16 protein-coding genes are annotated in these 22,358 nt (G+C 61.1%); 6 read left to right on the top strand and 10 right to left on the bottom strand.

What is annotated here, in order from left to right; genetic code table 11:
- Nucleotides 1–28 precede the first annotated feature (28 nt).
- Nucleotides 29–1,210, top strand: coding sequence for a threonine synthase (locus tag G5S42_RS14545; RefSeq protein ID WP_176110525.1), 1,182 nt, complete (start codon nucleotides 29–31; stop codon nucleotides 1,208–1,210).
- Between the two features lie 325 nt (nucleotides 1,211–1,535).
- The gene (locus tag G5S42_RS14550; RefSeq protein ID WP_176107354.1) at nucleotides 1,536–2,465 is read left to right on the top strand and encodes an asparaginase domain-containing protein; all 930 of its coding nucleotides are present in this window, start codon (nucleotides 1,536–1,538) and stop codon (nucleotides 2,463–2,465) included.
- A gap of 309 nt (nucleotides 2,466–2,774) precedes the next feature.
- Here G5S42_RS14550 and G5S42_RS14555 read toward each other — a convergent pair whose 3' ends face one another.
- Entirely contained in the window at nucleotides 2,775–3,920 is a 1,146-nt protein-coding gene (locus G5S42_RS14555; RefSeq protein ID WP_176107355.1) for a branched-chain amino acid ABC transporter substrate-binding protein, read from the bottom strand.
- Between the two features lie 1,040 nt (nucleotides 3,921–4,960).
- On the opposite strand from G5S42_RS14555, the gene G5S42_RS14560 reads away from it, so the two are divergent.
- Nucleotides 4,961–7,300 carry a two-partner secretion domain-containing protein gene (locus G5S42_RS14560; RefSeq protein ID WP_246391993.1) on the top strand — a complete coding sequence of 780 codons (2,340 nt, stop codon included), beginning with the start codon at nucleotides 4,961–4,963 and terminating at the stop codon, nucleotides 7,298–7,300.
- A gap of 320 nt (nucleotides 7,301–7,620) precedes the next feature.
- Here the strand turns inward: G5S42_RS14560 and G5S42_RS14565 are convergent, their stop codons facing one another.
- The 4 genes from G5S42_RS14565 to G5S42_RS14580 all read right to left on the bottom strand — a co-directional run bounded on the left by G5S42_RS14565 (nucleotide 7,621) and on the right by G5S42_RS14580 (nucleotide 13,680).
- A complete protein-coding gene (locus G5S42_RS14565; protein WP_176107357.1) occupies nucleotides 7,621–10,023 on the bottom strand; it encodes a two-partner secretion domain-containing protein in 2,403 nt (800 codons plus the stop codon).
- Nucleotides 10,024–10,655: 632 nt separating this feature from the next.
- Nucleotides 10,656–11,990: a metal-dependent hydrolase family protein gene (locus tag G5S42_RS14570; protein ID WP_176110526.1), complete on the bottom strand. Its 1,335-nt coding sequence runs from the start codon at nucleotides 11,988–11,990 to the stop codon at nucleotides 10,656–10,658.
- Between the two features lie 26 nt (nucleotides 11,991–12,016).
- Nucleotides 12,017–12,802, bottom strand: coding sequence for an alpha/beta fold hydrolase (locus tag G5S42_RS14575; RefSeq protein WP_176107358.1), 786 nt, complete (start codon nucleotides 12,800–12,802; stop codon nucleotides 12,017–12,019).
- Complete coding sequence (locus G5S42_RS14580; RefSeq protein WP_176107359.1) at nucleotides 12,799–13,680, bottom strand: fumarylacetoacetate hydrolase family protein; 882 nt, start codon at nucleotides 13,678–13,680, stop codon at nucleotides 12,799–12,801. The genes G5S42_RS14575 and G5S42_RS14580 overlap by 4 nt, the downstream gene beginning before the upstream one ends.
- 150 nt (nucleotides 13,681–13,830) lie before the next feature.
- Between G5S42_RS14580 and G5S42_RS14585 the strand changes: the two genes are divergently transcribed.
- On the top strand, nucleotides 13,831–14,547 hold the full coding sequence (locus G5S42_RS14585) for a FadR/GntR family transcriptional regulator (RefSeq protein ID WP_176107360.1): 717 nt from the start codon (nucleotides 13,831–13,833) through the stop codon (nucleotides 14,545–14,547).
- Nucleotides 14,548–15,707: 1,160 nt separating this feature from the next.
- Here the strand turns inward: G5S42_RS14585 and G5S42_RS14590 are convergent.
- Entirely contained in the window at nucleotides 15,708–16,310 is a 603-nt protein-coding gene (locus G5S42_RS14590; RefSeq protein WP_176107361.1) for a phosphatase PAP2 family protein, read from the bottom strand.
- A 402-nt stretch (nucleotides 16,311–16,712) separates the two neighbouring features.
- Between G5S42_RS14590 and G5S42_RS14595 the strand changes: the two genes are divergently transcribed.
- Together G5S42_RS14595 and G5S42_RS14600 are read left to right on the top strand one after the other, a co-directional pair.
- The gene (locus tag G5S42_RS14595; RefSeq protein WP_176107362.1) at nucleotides 16,713–17,060 is read left to right on the top strand and encodes a NirD/YgiW/YdeI family stress tolerance protein; all 348 of its coding nucleotides are present in this window, start codon (nucleotides 16,713–16,715) and stop codon (nucleotides 17,058–17,060) included.
- Nucleotides 17,060–17,632, top strand: a complete 573-nt coding sequence (locus tag G5S42_RS14600; protein ID WP_176107363.1) for a class I SAM-dependent methyltransferase — start codon at nucleotides 17,060–17,062, stop codon at nucleotides 17,630–17,632. The genes G5S42_RS14595 and G5S42_RS14600 overlap by 1 nt, the downstream gene beginning before the upstream one ends.
- Nucleotides 17,633–17,678: 46 nt before the next feature.
- Here G5S42_RS14600 and G5S42_RS14605 read toward each other — a convergent pair whose 3' ends face one another.
- The 4 genes from G5S42_RS14605 to G5S42_RS14620 all read right to left on the bottom strand — a co-directional run bounded on the left by G5S42_RS14605 (nucleotide 17,679) and on the right by G5S42_RS14620 (nucleotide 22,320).
- Nucleotides 17,679–19,628: a M48 family metallopeptidase gene (locus tag G5S42_RS14605; protein ID WP_176107364.1), complete on the bottom strand. Its 1,950-nt coding sequence runs from the start codon at nucleotides 19,626–19,628 to the stop codon at nucleotides 17,679–17,681.
- A gap of 51 nt (nucleotides 19,629–19,679) precedes the next feature.
- Nucleotides 19,680–20,279, bottom strand: a complete 600-nt coding sequence (locus G5S42_RS14610; protein WP_176107365.1) for a LemA family protein — start codon at nucleotides 20,277–20,279, stop codon at nucleotides 19,680–19,682.
- 296 nt (nucleotides 20,280–20,575) lie between these two features.
- A complete protein-coding gene (locus G5S42_RS14615) occupies nucleotides 20,576–21,322 on the bottom strand; it encodes a DUF1796 family putative cysteine peptidase (RefSeq protein ID WP_176107366.1) in 747 nt (248 codons plus the stop codon).
- Nucleotides 21,323–21,477: 155 nt separating this feature from the next.
- Complete coding sequence (locus G5S42_RS14620; RefSeq protein WP_246391995.1) at nucleotides 21,478–22,320, bottom strand: Crp/Fnr family transcriptional regulator; 843 nt, start codon at nucleotides 22,318–22,320, stop codon at nucleotides 21,478–21,480.
- Between the last annotated feature and the right edge of the window lie 38 nt (nucleotides 22,321–22,358).

Below are 22,358 nucleotides of genomic sequence, written 5' to 3' on the forward strand. Positions count from 1 at the left end.
CGTCGTCTTGCTCTTGCAGCGATCCGGTATGCGCCAACCAGGAGTCAGAAACTTGAAATCGCACTATGTTGAGCCGCTCAGCGGCGCGACCTATCCTTTAGACACGCCTCGGTGGTGTTCGGACAACCGCAAACCGCTCTTGATCTCGCCGCTGGCTGGAATTTCGCGAGATGACATCGACCGACACACTCGCTCCCAATGGCGCTATCGCGCATCGCTCGCCGTCGAGATCGTCTCCCCCATCTCCATGGGGGAAGGTTGCACCCCCCTGATCCAGAAGACATGGGACGACTACCGGCCGCATTTCAAGCTGGAGTGGTTCAGCCCCACAAGCAGCTTCAAGGATCGCGGCACCACGGTGATGCTTTCGATGTTACGGCAACAAGGTATCACGTCCGTTCTGGAGGACAGTTCAGGCAACGGCGGAGCGTCGGTGGCGGCTTATGGCGCTGCAGGCGCTATGCGCGTGAAGATTCTGGCGCCCGCATACGCGTCGCCCGCGAAGATCGCCCAGATGCGAGCCTACGGGGCGGAGGTACAACTGGTCGACGGGCCTCGACAGGCGTGTGAGGATGAGGCGGTCCGGCAGTCCGCGAGCATCTTCTACGCCAGCCACAATTGGCAGCCATTTTTCCTCGAAGGGACCAAGTCGGTCGGCTACGAGATCTGGGAGGACCTCAACTTCCAGGCGCCGGATAACATCGTCATGCCTGCAGGCGCGGGCAGCAATGTACTTGGCTGTTATCTGGCGTTCTCGGAACTGATGCGCGCGGGTCAGGTTCACAAAATGCCCAAGCTCTTCGTTTGCCAGCCATTGAACTGTTCTCCCATCGATGCCAGCTTCCAGGCGGGCGTCACGACTCCCGTTCCGCGCGAGGTTCGAAAGACAGTCTCCGAGGGGACGGCCATCGCCCATCCTCTGCGGCTGGCGCAAGTGGTCAACGCTGTCAGAGAGACGGGCGGCACGACTGTGGCTGTGGAAGAAGAAGCAATCGTTGAAGCTCTCAGGCGGATTGCGCGATTAGGTCTTCTGCCTGAGCTGACTTCGGCGACTGCGGTTGCAGGATTTGATCGGCTTACACAGGTTGGGGCGATTCGGGCGCGAGAGGAGACGGTTGTCCTGTTGACAGGCACGGGTATCAAGAACGCCGGAGCCATCGCGGATATTTACTCGGTTGATGAGCGCACGGTGCCCGTATTCGGCGACTAAGGGCGGGATGTTGCACTGACGGCCCAAGGCACCGAGCGTCGCTCGACGCGGCAATGCGTTCGGCACCGACACGAAAGGCAAGCGCGAATTGCCGGAAGGCACCCTGCAAAAAGCGAAGCAATTCGTAGATGACAAACAGCAAAGTCGCCAGATCGGCGAGGGTCAGTGGGGTGACATGAAAGACGAAATCGAAATCGGCTGTACCCCGGCGGGCGAAATCGCAAGATCACGCAGCCGAAAGACATCACCCTATTTGATATGACAGGACTGGCATTGATATTCCAGCGAGAAAATTTCGAAACTCTTGTCTAAAGGCCCAACCCTAATGAAAATCGGACTCCTCAATTGCGGCGGCACCATCACGGAAGACTATCAGGCTGACGGGACGATCAAGCGTCTATTGGCACACGATTTGATCGCATTGAGCGGTCAAGCAGACTGGATCGGACATGACATCGATCCTGTCGATAGCTGCGATCTGACCTTCGCCTCACTTTGCCGGGCTCGTGATGTCATGCGGCAGGATCGGGAGAGGGAAGCTTTCGTGATGTGTTGCGGCACTGACGCAATGGAAGATGTCGCCTATGCCGCCGCTCTGCTTTTTGATCGTGACCGGCCTGTCGTTTTGACCGGTGCTGCGATCCCCGGTGGCAATGCCAATGCCGATGGTCCGCGAAATCTGGCAGATTCTGCAAATCTGGCACGGGTCATGCCGCAGGGCGCGAGCGCCCTCGTTGCCTTCGCGGGACGGATTTTCGATCCGGTGTCGATCGTCAAGGTATGGCCGCAAGCCATTCAGCCCTTCGGACCGGAAACAGCGATCCGCGGCTCCATAGACGCCGATATCGTCACGCTCGCAGGATCGGGAATCGTTGACGAGAGTTACGCGGAACTCGATGTATCCGATCTCGGCGCCCGAGTTGCGATCGTCATGGAGACCTTCGGCTTACTCGTTGGCTTCCCGGATCTCTCCAAACTCGACGGTATCGTCGTGGCAGGCAAGGGCGCAGGGGGCTTCTCCGCGCAATCAGAGAGACTGCTGAGCGAAGCCGCACGGCACCTCCCTGTCGTGCTATCGACACGCTGCGCCCATGGTTTCCGGGTCAATCCAGCCGTAACCAAATATGCCTATGATCACGCCCACAACCTCGGCCTGACCACGGCTGGGTATGACGGGCTCAACGCATCAAAGGCACGAATTCGGCTCATAGCCGAGCTTGGTCGTGCAAATCGCAGCGAGAAGGCTGGGCGCTGATCAGCGCCTCGTCCACTTGGGGCCTGTTTCAGCACCGTACTATTCGCGTAGGTGTAGACCGTCGAACCGGATGGGCGAGCAGTTGTCGTAGCGTATCGCCGCTTCGCTATCTTAGGCGTCGATCTACAGCAGCTACACGCCGCACATCCCAGTCAATCACGGTCGCGACGCGCCGCTTGCAGTGCCCTCGTGCTGAGCGCACAAGAGAAACGCCGCCGGTGACGGCGGCCATTCAAAGATTTCAGCAAAAATCCCCCCGGTGCGGTTCGGCGCGGGGGCTTGGAGGCTCCCGCGTCAGCCCTGCTTCGATTACATCTTCTCGACCTCGAGAAGGGTCCGCTTGCCTTTGACGTACTTGTAGAGCGAGATGGAGCTGTCCTTCAGGTCGCCGTGCTCGTCGAACCGGATATTGCCAATCAGGGTGTTGAGATTGGTCGAGGGCATGGCGGACAGGATACCGGCGCGCGTGACCGAGTTGGAGCGTTTCATGGCATCGACGATCACGTAGACGGCGCTGTACGCAACCGGCGAGTAGACCACCGGATCGTGGCCGTACGCGGCCTTCAGTTCCTTGCCGAACGCGGCGCTGCCGTCCATCGCGGACAGATCGCCGCCCGCGACCGAGCAGACCAGGTTATCGGCGGCGTTGCCGGCCAGCCTGGCCAGGTCGGTGGTGCAGACGCCGTCTCCCGCCAGGATCCTGGCGGAGACTGCCAACTGCAAGGCCTGCTTGGCGAAGGGGCCGCCGGTGGCGTCCTCGCCGCCATACATGATGGCGTCGGGGCGTTCGGCTTTGATCTTGGTCAGGATGGCCTTGAAGTCAGTGGCCTTGTCGTTGGTAGCGTCGCGCGATAGCACCTGGATGCCTTCGGCCTTGGCGGTCTTCTCGAACTGGTCCGCAAGGCCCTGGCCGTAGGCCGTGGCGTCGTCGACGATGGCGACCGTCTTGACCTTCTGGTTTCGGGCGTACTTGGCCAGGGCGGGGCCCTGCTGGGCGTCGGTGCCGATCACACGGAAGGCGGTCTTGTAGCCTTGCAGCGTGTACTGCGGGTTGGTAGAGCCCGGGGTGATCTGGGTGACGCCGTTGTCGCGGTAAATTTTGGACGCGGGGATAGACACGCCGGAGTTCAGGTGGCCGATCACTGCCACGACGCCGTCGTCGACCAGCTTCTGCGCGACATTCGTACCTGTCCTGGGATCGGCCTGGTCATCCAGCGAATCGACCTCGAGGACGACCTTCTGGCCACCGATGACCAGATTGCCCGCCTTGTTGATTTGCTGGACGGCAAGCTTGACGCCATCGGCCGCATCCTGGCCCATGTGGGCAATGTTGCCGGTCAGCGGGGCGGCGCTGCCGATCTTCACGGTCACGTCGGCGAGAGCAGCTTGACCACAGGCCATGGCGATGCAGGCGAGAGGCAGCGCGGCGCTGATGGGTTTGAGATGAAATTTCATATGCTTGAGCCTCTTGTTGAACTGGGTTGCTGTTGAAAAATGCGTACGGCGTCTCCTATCGAAGTAATCGACGTTCGCGATATTTTCGAATGTAAGTATTCGTCAGAGCCGCCTATCAACCGAGGAAGCGGGCACGTTCGTTTGCACTCCTTAGCGTGACCATTGGGCAAACTGGCGGTGGTCAGGGGCCCACCTGTTCCATAGGGGACCCCGTCTTTCTAGAAAGATTATCTAGAATTAAATAAATTGTATTGTAGGGGTAAACACTTAGTGCGGGTCCGACTTCCGACCATGGGGTGAACTACTGATAGATGGAGGGGAGGCCGAGATTCGAAATCCGCCGCATCTCGGTCTAGGCAGTTGACTTGAACGTAACATCGCTCGCCGGATCGACTGGTGGCACGTGGCGCTGCCGATCCAGCAGATACGCACCGCTGTCGACGCCTCGGGGCTGAATGCGATCGGGATTACGCGAAGTCTCGAAGACCTCCAAAGCAGCCACCCATTCCGTCAAGCACGAGCGGCCGATGGGTCGACTGCTGCCCGACGCGGCCGATCTATGGCCGACCATGCCCGCCGGTCTACGTCGGGCCGGGGTCGGCCATCAAGGGTCATTCGCCCCTCCCGTTGGACGGACGTTCAGACGTCGGTTCTGCAAACGCTAGCGGCCATTGGCCGCCGCAACGCGAGCATCTATCTTTTTGATCGACATTTTTTCGGTCAACCGTAAACGACAGGCCCCTTGCTCCTATCGCCCGGCCGCAATGTGGCGTCGGATTCTTGTCGAGGCGCACCATAGATCCCGCCCCGCAATAGTTGGCGCAAAAGACCTCGCCGGAAGGCGCGATAAACAGACATATCGGCATGCGTTCGCTGCGCCGACTGCTATTCTTCAGACGCAGGGGCTCCCGCGGTTCCGGTCGGCTCTGCGGGGTCATCGACGCCATTCCGCACTCTCGCGGAAAGGGGGGTGTATGTCGCGTCCAGAACTACCTCGGCCCGCGCGACGCGCGCTGCATCGTCGGCAGTCAAACGAACGCATGTGGCTCGCCCTCGGCATTTTGCTCACCGGACTGTCCTTTGCACATGCCACGCTCGCGGCGGGCACATTGCCTCTAGGCGGCACTTATGTGGCCGGCGCCGGCACGATAGCAAGCCAGGGAAACGGCCTCATGGTCACGCAACCGGGTTCGACGCGCGGCGTGATTGACTGGAACAGTTTCTCGATCGGCAGGAACAACAGCGTGACGTTCGACAACGGCTCGGGCGCGACGCTGAACCGCGTGACGGGAGGCTCGCCGTCCGCGATCTTCGGCCGGCTCAGTGCAACGGGGAGCCTGTATGTGATCAATCCGCAAGGCATCGTCGTGGGGCCATCTGGCGTCATCAGCACGGGTGGCCGCTTCGTCGCGTCAACGCTCGATGTCGGTAACTGTGCGTTCATGCAGGGCAATGGTTCCCTCACGCTGTCGGGCACCACCGACGCAAGCGTGATCAACCTCGGCAGGATCAGCTCGAGCGGCAGCGATGTGTTCCTGATTGCGCGAGGCGCGGTCGTCAATGCGGGCACGATCAAGGCGCCAAACGGCACCGTCGAACTGGCCACCGGCGAACAGGTGCTGTTGCAGGACTCGACCAGCAGCAAACAGGTTTTCGTGCAGACGGGCAGCGGTGGCACAGTCGTCAACAGCGGACGTATCGCCGCCGCGCAGATCAGCCTGCAGGCCGCCGATGGCAACGTGTACGCGCTCGCCGGCGGGGGCACGCGCATCCGGGCGACGGGCACGGCGAACCGCGACGGCCACGTGTGGCTCGTCGCCGACGGCGGCCGTGTCGAGCAGTCGGGCGTGATCACGGCCCACAACGCGGACGGCAGCGGCGGGACCGTCGATACAGGCGCGGCGCAACTGGCATTCGGCGCCGGGGCCGCCGTCCGTGCCGGCAAATGGAATCTGTCGACGCCCGCGTTCACGATCGACCCGTCCGCTGCACGCGCACTGCGCCGCAGCCTGAATGCGGGCACCTCGGTCGATGTCACCACGACAGGCGCGATGAACGCGACGGGCGACATCGACATTGCATCGAACCTGAGCTGGCAAGGCCCCGCTTCGCTGACGCTCGACGCGTACCGCAACGTGTCGGTCGCGAGCGGCACGACCATCGCGAACAATGGCACGGGCAATCTCCGCTTGCGCGCCGACGCAACCGGCATCGACAACGGCGGCGGCGTCGTGAACAACGGCACGCTCGACTGGTCGAACAGCACCGGTTCGCTGAGCGCTTTCTACGACATGAACGCCACCTACGTTGCCGGTACCCAGCTAAGCAACCCGGCATGGACGCCCGTCGCATTCAGCGGCCTCGTTACGCAGATCACCGCGTACAGGCTGGTGAACTCGCTGACCGATCTGACGGACGTCGCCAACGATCTCACGGGAAACTACGCGCTCGGCACGAACATCGATGCGAGCGCGACGAGCAACAGCCCCTTCTTTTCGATTGGCAACGCCAACACGCCTTTCACGGGTCAATTCGACGGACAAGGCAATTCGATCACGTCGCTTACGCTTGCGCCGTTGGGCGGCATGTTCGGTGCAATCGGCGCCCAAGGTGTCGTGCGCAACATGAATATTTCTGGCACGGAGAGCGTTGCCATCGGATTCATCGGGCCAATTGGCATCCTGGCTGGCGCGAACAACGGAAGGGTAGTAGGAGTGAACACGTCCGGCACAGTGATCAGCAGCGGACCAGAGGCGGCTTCTTCGCCCGACTATTCGATAGCGGGTGGGCTGGTGGGCATCAACACGGGCTCGATCCTGCGTTCTTCGAGCAGCGCCGCTGTGACCGCGGGTTATGTGCTCGGCGGTCTGGTGGGTGCGAATACCGGCCTGATCAATCAGTCGTTTGCTACGGGGCCCGTCGTATCGCTGAGCTATATCAACCAGGGGGGCGGCGGCCTTGTCGGTGATAACAGCGGCACGATCAACCAGTCTTACGCAACCGGTTCGACCACGCTTCGGGGCTACTGCAGAGGCGCATCCGGTACGCCATGCGGCGGCGCCGCACTCGTCGTCACGAACGAAGGAACGATCAGCCAGTCATTCGCAACCGGCCTCGTGACCCAGCCGTTCTACGAACCCATCGGCATCGCGCGAACCAATACCGGCACGATCGGCAACGACGTGTACTGGAACATCGACACCACGGCCGCCACGATCGCCGTCAGGTACGGCACACCGATTCCCGCAGCGAACGGGCTGAGCACCGCTCAGATGAGCACGCCTACCTCGTTCGTGGGATATGACTTCAGCCCGACCGGGGTGTGGGCGATGCCTGCCGGCGCGACGCATCCGGTGTTGCGCTGGCAACTGGCGCAATGACACACGCGGAGTCAGTCAGTAGGGCTGTTAGCGAGCTTTCGACGCGGGATGATCTTGCCCACGAATCTGCCACGGCACGCGTCCAAAAAGGCCTCGAACACACCAACGATTTCGCCTCACGAATGTCCGCTGTGCTCGGAGACGAACCGCTCAGGTCGCACCCGGGCGACTGGCTGAATCGGGTCGGCTGGCGCCGACCGCGTCGGCTGCCCGCTTTATCAATGACACCCGCTTGAGATACGGTTGCCAGTCCCCGAAGCGGAGTCGTGCGAAACTGCCACGGAAACTTACTCACGACCCTGGTCACCCATACCCGGATATCAACGTCCGGCCAACCAGCGCAGCGCCGGCCCGTTAGAGGACATCACCCATGTACCGGTCGCGCTGAAATCCCAGGTCGGGCCGAAGCTCGCACGGTCGAGTAGCTGGGCATTAGTGAGTCCGCTCGCATCTGCCACCGGTGTTCCAGAGCCCACCCCCGTAGTCGCGCCGGAAGACTCGCTGTTCCAGAACACGTCCGGGGCGATGCTTCCGCTATTGATGCCAGCGATACCGCCAGTCGTCGCACCCGGATCAGGCATAAGCGTCGATTGGGAATAGGACTCGCGGATGACGCCCGCATTGCTGCCCACGATGCCGCCGACCACCGCGCCACCGTTCACGCCACCCCCTACGATCTCCTCGGACATGGATTGGTTGATCCGGCCATTGTTCACACCGACGAGTCCACCGAGCGTGGCTTGCGCACCGCCCGTCACACTACCCAACGCAATCGACTGGTCAATGCAACCGTCGTTCGTACCGGCAAGGCCACCCACGGTTCCAGCCCCGCTCACGCTCACGCCGGCGAATGACTGTTCCACTCGGCCCCTATTTTCGCCGACGATCCCACCGGCCACGCTGCTTGTGTCACCCGTGGATTGCACGCTACCGAAGGCGCCAATCCGCACGATGAGCCCATAGTTGGTGCCCGCCAGCAAGCCGACCGGTCCTGCGGAGGAGGTCGCTGAGCTTTGTGAAAGATCAAGATTGCGCACGACGCCTGTCTTGCCGATCACGCCGAAAAGTCCGGTATCGGCGCTGCCGGAGATGTTCAGTCCCGAGATGCCGCCATGGCCCATACCGTCGAACTGGCCGGTGAACGGTGTGGCAGCGGTGCCGATGCCGCCGAAATTCACCGGATTCAGGAAATCGATTGCCCGGTTGCCCATCGCATAGTTGCCGGCGAGGTTGTTGTTTACCGCACTGAGGTCTGCCAGGTAGTTAATGAGCTGATAGGCAGTGATCTGGGTCACCAGGCCACTAAACGGCGCGGCACGCCAGGACGGATTGCTGCGCAATGTACCGGGCGTGTAGCTGCCGTTCATGTCGTAGAGCGCCGTGACGATGCCCGTGCTTCGCGACCAGTTGATCGTGCCCAGGTTGGTCACGCTGCCGCCGTTGTCGAATCCCGACGAGTCGGCATTGAGAATCAGCGAGCCTGCGCCGTGATTGGCGACGGTCGCGTTCGGCGCAATGGTCAGCGAGTGCGCCGCGTCGAGCGTCAGCGAGGTGGCGCCGTGCCAGTGCACACTAGCCTCAATCGCGATGTCTCCCTTGCCGCTCGCCCCACGTTGACCGTCAGCGCCGTTCGCGTCCACGTTGATCGAGGCACCGTGGCTCAGGCTTGCGCTTAGCGTGCGAGCGGTAGGGGCGTCCGCGATGAAGTCCCCAGTTGTAATGTTCCAGGTTTTCGCCTGTACGTCCGCGCCGCCGACCTCGACCTCTTTGCCCGACATATCGACCGCGCCGCCGCTGCCGTCCACATTGCGTGCGCTGATCTGCGCCCTGCGCGCATCCACGTTGCCAGTGTTGATCACCGACGTCGCGGTCTCGGTGTTGGCGACCAGCCACACGTGGCCGGCGCGTGTCGCCGTGCCGGTGGCACGCAGCGCGCCCGAATGACCGGCGAGCGCGAAAATGTTGCCGTCGGCCGCCTGCAGATTGATGATCGCCGCCTGCACCGAGCCCGTGTTCATTATCGTGCCGCCGCTTCCCACATCCACGAAAACTTGCTGATACGTGCCGTCCAACAGACGGACCTGATGCCCCACGGCAAGTTCGGCATTGCCGTTTGGCGCATCGATCGTCCCTGCGTTCTTGACCTTGTTCGCCGATATGAGGAACACGTCCCCGCCCGACGAGATGAGCTTGCCGAGATTGATCACATTGGCCGTGGAACTGCCCGCGTACACCGACCCACCGATCGCGGGCGGATTCAAGAATGTGTCGTTGGGGATGTCGAGCGTCGAAGCGACGAAGCGGCCGCCCGTCGAGACCACGCCGTTTCGCCCGATTAAAACCCCATGCGGGTTGACAAGGTACACACTGCCGGTGCCGCTCAACGTGCCGAGGATGGTGGAGAAGTCGTTACCCGTTACGCGGTTGAGTGTCGCGCCAGTGCCGTTGTTAATTGAAACCGTGGCGCGCCGTCCGATCGAGAAACTGTCCCATTCGATAATGCCCCGCGAGCCTGTTTGCGTGATGTTCAGGTTCGTGCCGTTCTGGGCAATGCTTCCTGATCCGCCTACGAAGCGGCCGCCTTGCGGCAGCGGCCCTGCGGCGAAGGCGTGTTGTCCAGAGAGCAGTACTGTCAGTGCAGCGACAAACAGCGAGAGCTTTCGCGACGACCGACAGGTTCCAGATGCGCGTTGCAGACGCGCCAAACCAGCAGCAGGGCTCATACGTCCTCCGTGTAACGGAGTACGATCGGCACGCGCCAGAAAGGGCGCGAACTGCGCGACCTATGTATGAAGATTAGCGCGAGACGTTTTCCAGATGCGCCTAAATCTACGCGTTTTGCGCCCTTCGTCACAATGTGTGTTGCTTCAGGATTACCGCCCGAGGGATAGGCCGACTTCGCGGCCTCGCGCACGCGGATGAAGGTGCGGCGCGCATTAAGAGGTCGAAGACTGGCGGTTAATCGAATGGCCGTTCGGGCTGGGAAAGCTGCCTTCGCTTTCGCGTCAGGCCGAAGGACGGCTATGGGTCGACTGCTGCCCGACGCGGCCGATCTATGGCCGACCATGCCCGCCGGTCTACGTCGGGCCGGGGTCGGCCATTTGGAGACGTTGCCGACCTTCGGGCCGTAGCCGCCCTAACGGCCGGTTCTCTTCCGGGAAGTCATTGACCGGGTGTTGCGCACCGCTGGGAGAGGCAGCGGTCTTCCTATGCTTGTCCTTGCATCACGAACGTTGCCGACGAACGACGTTTCCGTCTGGAGCCCGCAAACCGGTCAGTCTTGCGCTCGATAGAGCCCGTAACCGACCGGTGGCAGACACATTTTCGGCACGAGCTGCAGGGTCCGTCCGAAATGCTAGTGCTGCAATGCTTCAGCCACTCCGGCGTCTTGCGTCGCTTTTGCAACCGGTGACGCATGGACGCTCGCACTAACCGGTTCGCTGTCCTTGCAGTGCTTATAGATGTCACCGCCCTTCATGACCATCAGGATTCTGGTCGGGTCTTGCATGACTTTCAGGTTCTCCAGCGGATTGCCGTCAATGAGGAGGATGTCAGCGTAAAATCCCGGCGCAATCTGGCCGATGCTGTCGGGTTGCATCATGATCTCGCCGCCAAGCTTGGTCGCCGCCAACAGGATTTCCTTGGGCGTCATTCCGATGTACTTTTGGAAGTGCTCAAGGTCACGCGCATTCGTCCCGTGAGGCATCCACGCAAAGCCGTAGTCGCCGCCCGGCAGAATGCGGATTCCCCGCTTGTGCATCTTCTGCAACGTGTCAGCCGCAATTTCGAGTTCGCGCGCATAGCCCATCTTCGTCGCGACTTCCGTCGAAATTCCCCACTGTTCAGCGTGGTAAAGCGTACTCACGAGCCAGCCAATGCCTGGGGCGACAAAGTGCTTATCCTTGTTCGCCTCGAGCATGTCGAGCGCTTCCTCGTCCGCGAAGCTCGCGTGATAGACGAGTTCAATGCCGTGCCGCACGCACTGCTTCACAGATTCAGCGGAGCGCGCATGCGCGGCAACCCGCTTGCCCGCGCGTTTGGCCTCCGCGGTACACATCGCGATTTCTTCTTCGGAAAACGGTGAGGCCTCTGCAGGAATGCCCGCGATATATTCGCCAGACAGGTTGAGTTTGAGATGGTCAACGCCGTATTTGAGGAACATGCGTGTCGATTTGCGCATCTCTTCCGGCCCGCACACGACTTCGCCAAAGCTAAGCTCACGGAATGGGAGGTGCGAAAGAGTGTTGTCGCCCAGACCGCCCTGAACGGTAATTTCCTGGCTGCCTGCGAGATAGCGCGGGCCAGGAAATTCGCCGGCGTTGATTGCATTGCGCGTCACCACGTCGAGGCGCGGCTTCGCAGTTGCCGCACCGATGGCGGACGTCCAGCCCATCTCCAGATAGCGCTTCGCCACGCGGACGCACCACAGAATATGTTCTTCGGGCGGCATGAACTGGATCGCACTGAGCGACGGCTGGTCATTCCACGAGAAGTGCGTGTGCGCTTCGGTCATGCCCGGCATGAGGAATTTGCCCTTGCCGTCGATGATCTGGAACCCCTCGCGCGATACCGATTCTTCCGCTTGGGAAACGCGCGTGATTCGATCATCTTCGACGAGTACCTCGCCCCGAAAAGGGTCGGTGCCGCTGCCGTCGAAGATGTTCACATTGGTGAAAAGGATCTTAGCCATGTCTCCTCCATTTCTCCTGGAAGGTGTTAGTTCGCCGTCTTGTAGAAGCTTTGAAGTTCGGCCGTGCACTCGGCCGGCTTTTCAAAGGTAGTCCAGTGACCGCAGCCCGCCAGGACCGTCACCTTGCTGCCCGCGATACGCTCTCCCATGGCCTTGACTGCGGCCGGCTGGCCTACACCGTCCTCATCTCCCGTCACGAGCAGCGTCGGCACTTTGATGTTGTCGACGTTCGCTCCCTGCGCTCCGGCCAGCGCTTCGCAGCTCTGCGCATATCCTTCCGGTGTTTGGCGCATTACGCTTTCGCGTACGAGCGCCACCGTCACCGGGCGCTGGGCCTTGGTCTCCACGCTCGTTGCACCCTTAACGATTGCGTCCGCCACTTCCTGCACGCCGACGATGCCCTTGTCCCGGCACAGTGCGGCGCGTGCCTTCATTCCGTTGCGACCGGCTTCTGGCGGTTCAATCAACGGACCGAACAACGCCAGACTCTTCACCAGGTCCGGATGCTTCAGAGCAAGGTGTTGAGCGACGATGGTGCCCATCGAGTGCGCGACGATGTGCGCCCCGGACACCTTGAGCTCGCCAAGAACAGCGGCAATTGTCTGAACGTACAGCTCAATGGACAGAGGCTCCGACGCGAGTTCCGAGCGCGAACTGCCGGGCAGGTCAAGGCGGATGACCTTCATGCCTTCGAACGCGGGCAACACAGGCGTCCAGTTATTCGAGGAACCTGCCAGACCGTGGATACACACCACCGGTTGACCATCACCATCAATTTCCACAACCACGTTTTTGACCAAAGTCGTCGTCATTCACCCACCTCGTTTTCAAGAACACCTACGTTTTCGATTTCGATACGAACCACATCGCCCTTTTGAAGAAATCTGGGCGGTGTGAACCCAATACCGACTCCTGCCGGAGTACCCGTCGCAATGACGTCACCCGGCTGCAATTCGATGCCAGCAGAAAGGGTCTCGATAAGCGTTGGAATGTCGAATATCAGTTGCGATGTATTCGAGTTCTGACGCAGTTCGCCGTTGACCCAGCACTTGACATCGATGTTTTGCCCATCGACTTCGTCTGCAGTGACCACGTACGGGCCCATCGGGCAGAAGCCGTCCAGCGACTTGCCGAGAAACCACTGACGATGGAGCTTTTGCAGGTCCCGCGCGGTAAAGTCGTTAATCACTGTGTAGCCGAACACATGGTCCATCGCGTTCGCTTTGGAGATGTTGCGGCCAGCCTTACCGATAACGACGCCAAGTTCGGCTTCATAGTCGAGTTGACTGGTAACGCTCGTGTGGCGAGGAATCTTTTCGCCAGGACCTATGATGGCCGACGCCGGCTTTGTGAAGAGCACAGGCGCTTCCGGCGCGTGCTCACCGTTTTGCGCGCTGCTATCGAAGCCCGAATTCTGAAATTCCGCGGCATGCTCGTGATAGTTTTTGCCCACGCAGAAGATGTTGCGGCGAGGCTGGTCTATCGGAGCCAGCACTTCAGCACCGCTCAAAGGAGTGCCGGACGTCTTGGGCTTCAGGTCAGCCTTTAGATCTGGATATTGTTGTACCAATTGGACCATGTCACCAGAGAAACCAGGCACCAGTGCATCTATGCTCCAGAATGTCTCCGCGTCCGAATCTACAAGGGCAACGACCTTTTGCCCAGCCACTCGTAAGTTTGCAAGCTTCACTTCTCACTCCTTGTTGGTCCATTTGGTTGCGATGTGGTTCTACTGTAGAACCATATTGGCACATATGCAACTGGGGGTAAACCAATGGTTTCACCAATTGGTACCGTTTCGCGTATAATTACTTCAACGGTGAGGAGGGAGAGCAAAAGAATGAGCGACGTCGAAAGTCGTGGCAGCCCGGTTCGGGCGGCCGGCGCGAAGTCCTTGGCGGCGTATCTGGACGAAGAAATCGCGTCTGGTCGGCTGGGCGAGGGGGCGAAGTTGCCCGCGGAGCGTCTTTTGAGCGAGCAGTTTGGAGCGTCGAGAGGGGCCGTCCGGCGGGTGCTTCAGGATTTGAAAGAGCGCGGATTGATTTCCCAGGCCGTCGGAAGCGGCACGTTCGTGCGGCCTGGCGCTGCTAGCACATTCCCTGCGAGAATTCGCGAGCAGGCGGAACCGCGGCCAGAGGACCAGACGAGTCCTGCTGAACTGATGGAAGCGCGACTGCTGATCGAGCCGCTGATGCCACGCCTCATCACGCGTAATGCGACGGGCGCAGATTTCGCGAAGATGATTGAATGCATCGAGCGCTCGGAGGCCGCGCAGACTATTGAGGAGTTCGAGCATTGGGATGGTCAGCTCCACCGAGTTTTCGCACTTGCAACGCATAACTCTTTTTTCCTAAAGATTCTGGAGTTGACTAATCGCGTGCGCGAGCAAGGCGAATGGGGGCGGCTTAAAGCGCGCTCGCTGACTCCAGAACGTCGCAAGGAATATGAGGCCCAGCACCGTGAAATCGTCGAAGCCCTTAGAGACCGCGATACGGATGCAGCAGTGAAGGCGCTTACTGGGCATCTTGTTCAGATTCAGCACAACCTCTTTGGCTAGAAAACCCGGCGCCAATACATGCTCCGTCGGCACCGTAACGATGGCGCACACAAGTCGTGAAAGGTCTGCGTGAGCACGTCCTGCCACTGCTGGTCGAGATGGCCGGCATCACGGGAGTCCATCTTTGCCTGGCCGATGAGGCTGTCAGCAAGCTAGAGAAAGCTGAAAAGCGGGCACGTTCGGAAGGCACCCAAGTGCCGACATGGATCGTGCTAGTAAGGATGCCGCGCCGACCGCGTCCGTTTAGCGGCGGAAGCTTTCAATGCCGGACTCGCGGATTTGCCCGGCGTCGGCCCAGCAACGCCTACTTCGACGCTTTACCAACTTGAGTACACGCGTTGCAAGACGTCGTGGACCGCGGGATGACGCGTTGTTTTTACGTCTAGAAGCAACGGGCAGCGGCACTGCGGCATCACCCCCAGTCCTCTGTGCCGCAGACAACCGCTGCGGTCGCACGTCGGTGCGAGGGGCGGCTTACCCTCCTATTGCCGACTTTGAGACAACGGCGATGCGAGCGTCGCCTATGGGTCGTAAGTACGCGTTCGCCGATGTAAGAGTCGCGGTTCTGGAGCCGGCTCGGGCGAACGGCCGGTCAGCACCGTGCAGCCGCCCGATGAGGATCGGTAGCTGAGCGTCCACAATGGCCGATCAGTCGCCGGCCGGCTCAGTTCGGTAGCTGTGACCTGACGGTATCGCAGACGGTATCGATCTCCGATGTCATCTGGAGATGTATGGCTCAGACGATCTTTCTTAAGCAGGTGGCGCTGATTGTCCGATGCGGCCCACCTAAGGCTGTTGAGTGCCGGGCGAGAATGCCGGTATCGCTGACGGTATCGGCGGGCGCTATGTGGACCCGGGGCAGGCCCAGCGTTGGGCTTGCGGCAGGTGGCTGTTAATTGAATGGGAATGCTCGACTCCCGAGCGATACTGCACCAGACAATCAAGAGGAGTCGGTTGCAATTGATCTGGCGAGAAGAATGGGTAGGATCATGGGTAGAGGCCGATCCGTAACGGTGGGAGTCAAACTTGGCGGGGCATTGCAGTCGGCAGTGCGATGCTGCTGCCTTCCGCCATAAGAATATCGACTCGCAGCATAGAGCCCAGTCCTGCCAACGCCCACGCGCGTCGCCCTAACGGGTCAGACTATATCCGACAGGCAATCACGGCCTCAGCCAGCCACGGCTGATCGGCCATGCGAGCAGCGCACGATAGAGCGTGACCGCCAGATCTGTCATCGCCGTGCCGCCCGTTTGCCACAGCCGCGCAATTGCCGCATAAGCGATGCACGCGACGGCCACTGCCCCGATCATGTCGAGCGGAAAATGCACGCCGAGAAACACGCGTGCCCACGCGACGATGATACCCGCAACGAGCGTCATGCCACCGAGCCAGCACATCCGCCCGAAGAGCAGCGGCAGCGCGATGCTGGCAAAGAGGGTGGCGTGATCGCTTGGGAACGACGAATCGGGCACATGCGCCAGGAACGTGTGGCCGAGCCCGATCATGAACGGGCGGGGGTGCTGCCAGACGAGACCGATCAACTGGTTGACGCCGAGCGCCAGCAGCGCGACGCAGCAGGCACGCAGGGCCAGCTCGCGCCGCTGGTGGTCCCCGGAAAGCCACATCATCACCAGCATGAGGGGCACTAACCAGATCAGATGATTTGCAGAGACGAGCGCCGTGCTGACCAGCCATCCCGGCGTTGCCGGCGTGCCGTTGATCATCAGGAAGAGCGCGTGGTTGAATGCTTCGATGGTATTCATTGCGTCGTTTTGTACTGAAGATGAAGAGTGCGTCAGCCGCCGTGCGTCTGCGGCTGCGGCGCTTGGCTACACATGACAAGCGGCACCGCAGCGAGCGCGCCATGCTCGCGAGATTGGACACGCCGAAAGCGGCCGTAGGGTAGTGCGGCGAAACCTTCCCGGCGCAGGCCGAGTCTTAGTCCATTGCCGATCAGCGGATCGTCCCCTTGGCCAGCAGTATTCGCATCCGTCGTCATCCTGTTCCCGCCGGTTCCGTGACGCGGCGTCGCAAGCTTACCGGCCGGAAGGTTAACACTGCATTAAGGGGGACACCGCGCAGCGTCGCCTTCACTCTGGCTTCAGCCTCGGGTCCGTAGACTGCTTTCTGTCGCGACCACGATGTCGCCCGTACAAGGAGAACCAATGAAGAAGCTCATTGTTGCCTGCCTGATCGCCACGTCCACCGCAGAGGCTCACGCGGTATGCACAGGCCCTGGTGTCGAAGCGACGGCCACGACGGTCCAACAGCTTCGCGACGCAGGCAGGGAAGACCAACGCATCGCACTGCGCGGCCATATCGTGAAATCCATCGGCGAAAAGTACCAGTTCGCCGACAGCACGGGAGAGCTGCCGGTCAAGATCGACCACAAACACTGGCCGGCCGAAGAGCCGGTGAATCAGACGGGCACCATCGAGCTGGCCGGCAAGTACGACAAGGAAATCGTCGGCGCATCAAAGGCCAAGGTCTACGACATCAAGGTGGTGCAGTAATGGTTGCCGGCCCCCTGCACACGTCCCGGCTGTTTGCACGGGAATGGGCGACGGCGCCCTGGTCGGTCGGCGCGATCTGCCCGAGCTCACGGCGACTCGCCGCGCGCCTCGCGCGGGAGGTGCCGGCGGGCAACGGTGTGGTCATCGAACTCGGTGGCGGTACCGGCGCGGTCACGCACGCGTTGCTCGAAAGCGGCGTGCCAACCGACCGGCTGATCGTCGTAGAGCGCTCCCCTACCTTCGTGCAGCATCTGCGCGGGCGATTCCCGGATGTGCCGGTCATGCACGCCGACGCTGCCCGCCTGGCCTGGTGCCTGCCACTGGACCTGCGCGTCGACGCGATCGTGTCGTGCCTTCCCTTGCGCTCATTGCCTCATCGCGAGGTGGATGAGATTGTCGACCAGTGGCGGCAGGTCCTGCGTCCTGGTGGTGTCGTGATTCTGTTCACCTACGATATCCGGCCGGATCGAAACGTCGTGAATGCCGGTGGGATGGGCGACTTTGTGATGCTGTCGAGCCGGATCATCTGGGCTAACCTGCCGCCGGCCCGTGTCGTGACGATGCAACTATGAGCGGCACAACACGCGGCGGGAGCACCTCGCATCTGCATTGCCAGGACTACCCTTCTTCCGCTTCCCGCACGACGAGCGGCGGTAGCGGGCAGCCGAGCGTATCGCAGATGGCGCGGAGCAGCTCCGCTTCGCGGACGGTGACCTGCTGGTTTGCCAGGATGCAGGCCGCGCAGGCGGCGACGATCCGGCGCTTGATGGCTGGGACCGATTGATTGAGCGTTTGCAGGGCCGCGTCGAATCCGGCGAGGGAGCATTCTTCGCGAGGCCGCAAGCGGTAGGCGTGCTCGCCGCCGATGTAACCGCGCATGCCCGCATCGAAAGCCCGCGCGGCCTGGTCGGTTTCCGGTTGGCCTTCCCAGGCCAGTAGCGCCAATACCGTTGCCACCGGGTGCGCGAGGCTCTGCACGGAACTGCGCCCTGCACGCGCCGGACGCTGCGGGAGGAATTGGGCGTCGAGATGGCGATGCAGTACACAGCGAAGCGTGTACTCGAACAAGCTCAGCCGCTGGTCGGCGATCATTAGCATCTCGACCTGTGCGCGGAATGAATGATGCTGCCGCGGCGACATCTGCCGCAGTGCTGGCAGGCTCAGGTCCAGAAGGGGCAGCCGATGCGTGTCCGGCAAAGCCTGGACAGGGGCGATCAGCCGCAGGGTTTCGACAAAGTCCTGAGGCTCAGCGCCGGCTTTCAGCCGGGTCAGCTGGAGTTCCCGCAGGTCCGACCCCGGGTCCATGAGGAGGGCGTAGACCAGGGCGCGAGCACTGAACGGCTCCTGGGCGGCGACCCGGAGCACGTCTGGCATACCGTCGTGTAACCCCTGCGCATAGCTAATCAGTTCCGGATCGATGTGGCCGACCCGGGATGCTGTTTCGTCGGCGAGCCCCAGGACCGGCACCGGCACCTGCGGAAGCCCTGGTAACGTAGGAGCCCCGCCGAACGGCGGGGCATGGCTGGGCCGGGGGCCTTCAGGTTCTTCCCGATCGACACCTACCGGCCGCACCTCCGGGAACCGGCCGTCGAACTGGGGATTGAGCCGGCGGATGCGCTCGACGAGGGGCGGGTGGGTAGCTAGCATTCCGGCGAGTCCCTCGCCAGCGAAGGCGTTGGCGAAAAACATGTGACCGGCCTCTGCGGCTTGGGGGTTGCCGATGCGTGAGCCCTCAGCCAGCCCTCCGATCTTCTTGAGCGCCCCGCCGATTCCGTCGGGGTTGCGCGTGAACTGGACGGCACTGGCGTCGGCCAGGTACTCGCGCTGCCGCGACACCGCCGCCATGATCAGCCGACCGAAGAACGCTCCCACGAGGCCCAGCACAAACACGCCCAGGCCCAGCAGCACCATGCCGCCCTGGGCATTCTGCCTTCCCGACGAGCGTCCTCTGGAAGTGAACATGAGGCCGCGGCCGATGATGGACAACACCATGATCCCGAAGATCAGGCCGATTAGCCGGATGTTGAGTCGCATGTCGCCGTTGAGGATGTGGCTGAACTCGTGGGCCACCACGCCCTGGAGCTCGTCGCGGGTCAGGTAGTCGAGGCAGCCCTGCGAGACGGCGACCACGGCGTCTCCCGGAGCGTAGCCGGCCGCGAAGGCATTGATCCCGGGCTCATCCAGAACATAAACGGGGGGTACCGGCACTCCCGCAGCGAGGGCTATCTCCTCGACGACGTTGAGCAGCCGTTTCTGCCGCGGGTCGGTGGTCGTGCCGGGCACCTCCACACCGCCCAACATCAGGGCGACGGCCTGGCCGCCGGAAGCGAGCTGGCTCACCTTGAATGCGCTGGCACCGCCGACCACAAGGCCCACCCCCAGCGCCGCGAACAGGAGCATCTCCGGCTGCCACCAGGACACCGGCGCGTGGGCGTCATACGTGCTGAGCGCCACTAGCAGCCCGTAGACCAGGGCGATCAGTATCAGGATCGCCAGGACGAAATAGACCACCAGCTGAAAGGTCTTGCGTCGGGCCGAATCCTGCTGCTGAAAGAAATTGGTGGTCACGGTCAGAGCGGCTTGGGGAGCATGAGACGCATAGAGCGATGCGGTCCCGGCTTACCGGAACGACACCTTGGGCGCTGCGCGCTCGGTCTCCGCGGTTTCCAATAGCGTCGCCTGCCTGAAGCCGAACATGCCGGCCACCGTAACCGCCGGGAACACCTCCCGCCGGATGTTGTACTCGGTGGCGGCATCGTTGAACGCTTGCCGGGCGAAGCCGACCTTGTTCTCGGTCGAAGTCAGCTCTTCCTGCAAGGCGAGCATGTTCTGGTTGGCCTTGAGGTCCGGGTATGCCTCGGAGAGGGCAAAGAGCCGGCCCAGGATGCCGCCCAGCTGAGCCTCGGCCTGGTTGAACCCCTTAATGGCCGCCGGGTCGCTGGGGTTGGCGGCGACTTTCTGCTCGGCAGCCATCGCGCTGTTGCGGGCCTTGATGACGGCGTCGAGCGTCTCCCTCTCGTGGCCCATATAGCCCTTGACCGCTTCGACCAGGTTCGGAATCAGGTCATAGCGCCGCTTGAGCTGCACATCGATCTGCGCGAAGGCGTTCTCGAAGCGCTTCCGGGCAACCACCAGCCCGTTGTAGATGCCCATTAGCCAGAGCGCAAGCAACAGCCCGATGCCCAGGAGCACGAGCAGGGTGACGATGACGGGACTCATTGGCCGTGACCTCCGACGAGAGCACTGCTGGTTTGGACCACCGCATGTCTATGAAAACAGGATAAACGAAATGGCGTTCAATTCAATCTAGTCGGGATGCCGATACAAGTAAAACGGCGGAGATTCATGCGCTGCCGCTCGCCGCCAATCCAGTTGCGGCGAGGCCAGAACAGCATCGCCGGTTGAGTCGGTGCATGTATTCAGTCGTCCCGCCGATCCGCCGGGAGATTATGGTTAGTTATCGTCGATCTGGCTAACTGGTCACGAACTCGACCTGACGATATGTGCTTTCCGGGTCAAACTGTCAAGGTGCGCGTCGATGCCTCATGACCCGCGCGAAGAACAATGCGGTTGCGCTCGAACATCTCCGCCCAACCTTTGGGCGACACCATATAGTCGCTGCAATCGCCATACTCGACGATCGAGTCGCTGAAGATTTCGGAGCCGCGATACGAAAAAGCCTCGAAACCTGGCTTGTTCGTCGCGAACAAATCGAACTGCGTGCGCGGCAGAAGCGCCGAGAGCACACGGTGAATCTCGATGCATTGATCGGGTTGAATGTCGCCGTAATCGCCATTCAAATACACCGGATCGTTGCCGCATCTGTTTCGAACGAACAACACCTTTTTGCCGTCCAGTTCGTTGACGAAGCGATCAATTCTCCGGGCATATTTCTTCCGCAAATCCGGAAGCTGCTTTTCGACGTCGTCCACAATCACGCGACCTTCTTCATCTCTCGCGAAATCGTGGTGATACATGAGATTGAACCGCGTATCGACGACGGTGCCTCGATCCGCAGGAATAGCCAGATGCGACGGCTCGAAAAGGCCGCTGAATCGCGCACCGAGAACGTCGAGCAGAGCTTGGAAGGGCGTCATCCACCAATCGAACGGATAAGCCGTTCGCGTCTCGAAGTGATGGCGGATATTCCAGGTCACTTCGCAATTCGAGCCAATGCTTATGACCCGATCGTATGATCGGACGCGCGGATTCTTTCGGTTAAAGACGGCGAATTTCTCGAGGAACTTTAGCTTGGCTTGCATGAAAGTTTCGGCGGCAATGCATATCGCACCGGAACTTTAAGTAAAGCAAACCAACGGGGCTGAGTGTGTGATGGGCGTCACAACTCGTGACGCATGGAGTGGAATGCTTAATCGGTACAGCGTCGCTCCTGCCAGGGCCTATCTCGAACAACCGGTCAGGAGGGGCGCGCTTGCCCGACCGTAGCGCCTTCGCCCATCGCTTTCGCACGCAGTTGCAACTCAGCCTCGCCCCTCGCAAGCTTGGCCAGCATTTCCGCATTGCGAACGATCAGGCGTCGATAGTCACGTTCGATCACCTCTCCGTCGATAAGAGAACGGATCGCGCGCGATACTGTTTCGCGGCTCACGTTGGCCATGATCGCAATGGCCTGCTGGTTGGGTAGATTCTCGATTGTCAACAGGCCGCCTGCACTCGTTTTCATGGAAGCCTCGAGCACTGAATAGACCCTGGCGTAAGCGCGCGTCAGACCGAGCATCGACCGGTAATTCGAAGCCTGGCGAATCGTGCGGCACAGCCGTTGCAACAGCGCCTCCACCACTGCGGGATTACGGTAAAACAGTGTTTGGGCCTGATGCTTCGGCAAAAAGCCGACCACTGATTCCGTGATCGCAATGATCGAAGCCGAGCGAGGACCGCCGTCGATAATCGACAGCTCGCCAAAATAGTCACCCGGCTCGACGAAATCGAGTCCCACCTCGCGGCCGTCTTCCGACAGTGCGATCACCTGCAGGCGGCCGGACATCAACATGAGTAGCGATGAACCGGCGTCGCCCTTATGAACGACGAATTCCCGCTTCGAGAAGCGGCGATAGCGAATGTGGCGGCTGGTCTCTTCGATGACTTCGTTCGCAACGTTGCGTAGCAGCTTTTGTTGTTTCAAGAGATCAATGGCCTTTAATGGGCCGTCACTGATCCTTTCTTCTTCGGTCGACATCTCTCTCAATTGTAATTTGCTGACTCGGGCACGCAGGACGATATGCGTATCGAGCGCTGGCATCTGTGACGGCCGTCACATCCTAATTACAAAATTTCGCT

This window comes from Paraburkholderia youngii (assembly GCF_013366925.1).
GTDB classification, from domain to species: domain Bacteria; phylum Pseudomonadota; class Gammaproteobacteria; order Burkholderiales; family Burkholderiaceae; genus Paraburkholderia; species Paraburkholderia youngii.

Bases quoted from the DNA above. Each gene is read 5' to 3' on its own strand.
- G5S42_RS14565 (WP_176107357.1), bottom strand. From the start codon at position 10,023: ATGAGCCCTGCTGCTGGTTTGGCGCGTCTGCAACGCGCATCTGGAACC.
- G5S42_RS14585 (WP_176107360.1), top strand. From the start codon at position 13,831: ATGAGCGACGTCGAAAGTCGTGGCAGCCCGGTTCGGGCGGCCGGCGCG.
- G5S42_RS14600 (WP_176107363.1), top strand. From the start codon at position 17,060: ATGGTTGCCGGCCCCCTGCACACGTCCCGGCTGTTTGCACGGGAATGG.
- G5S42_RS14555 (WP_176107355.1), bottom strand. From the start codon at position 3,920: ATGAAATTTCATCTCAAACCCATCAGCGCCGCGCTGCCTCTCGCCTGC.
- G5S42_RS14590 (WP_176107361.1), bottom strand. From the start codon at position 16,310: ATGAATACCATCGAAGCATTCAACCACGCGCTCTTCCTGATGATCAAC.
- G5S42_RS14615 (WP_176107366.1), bottom strand. From the start codon at position 21,322: ATGCAAGCCAAGCTAAAGTTCCTCGAGAAATTCGCCGTCTTTAACCGA.
- G5S42_RS14560 (WP_246391993.1), top strand. From the start codon at position 4,961: ATGTGGCTCGCCCTCGGCATTTTGCTCACCGGACTGTCCTTTGCACAT.
- G5S42_RS14570 (WP_176110526.1), bottom strand. From the start codon at position 11,990: ATGGCTAAGATCCTTTTCACCAATGTGAACATCTTCGACGGCAGCGGC.
- G5S42_RS14545 (WP_176110525.1), top strand. From the start codon at position 29: ATGCGCCAACCAGGAGTCAGAAACTTGAAATCGCACTATGTTGAGCCG.
- G5S42_RS14620 (WP_246391995.1), bottom strand. From the start codon at position 22,320: ATGCCAGCGCTCGATACGCATATCGTCCTGCGTGCCCGAGTCAGCAAA.
- G5S42_RS14575 (WP_176107358.1), bottom strand. From the start codon at position 12,802: ATGACGACGACTTTGGTCAAAAACGTGGTTGTGGAAATTGATGGTGAT.
- G5S42_RS14550 (WP_176107354.1), top strand. From the start codon at position 1,536: ATGAAAATCGGACTCCTCAATTGCGGCGGCACCATCACGGAAGACTAT.
- G5S42_RS14610 (WP_176107365.1), bottom strand. From the start codon at position 20,279: ATGAGTCCCGTCATCGTCACCCTGCTCGTGCTCCTGGGCATCGGGCTG.
- G5S42_RS14595 (WP_176107362.1), top strand. From the start codon at position 16,713: ATGAAGAAGCTCATTGTTGCCTGCCTGATCGCCACGTCCACCGCAGAG.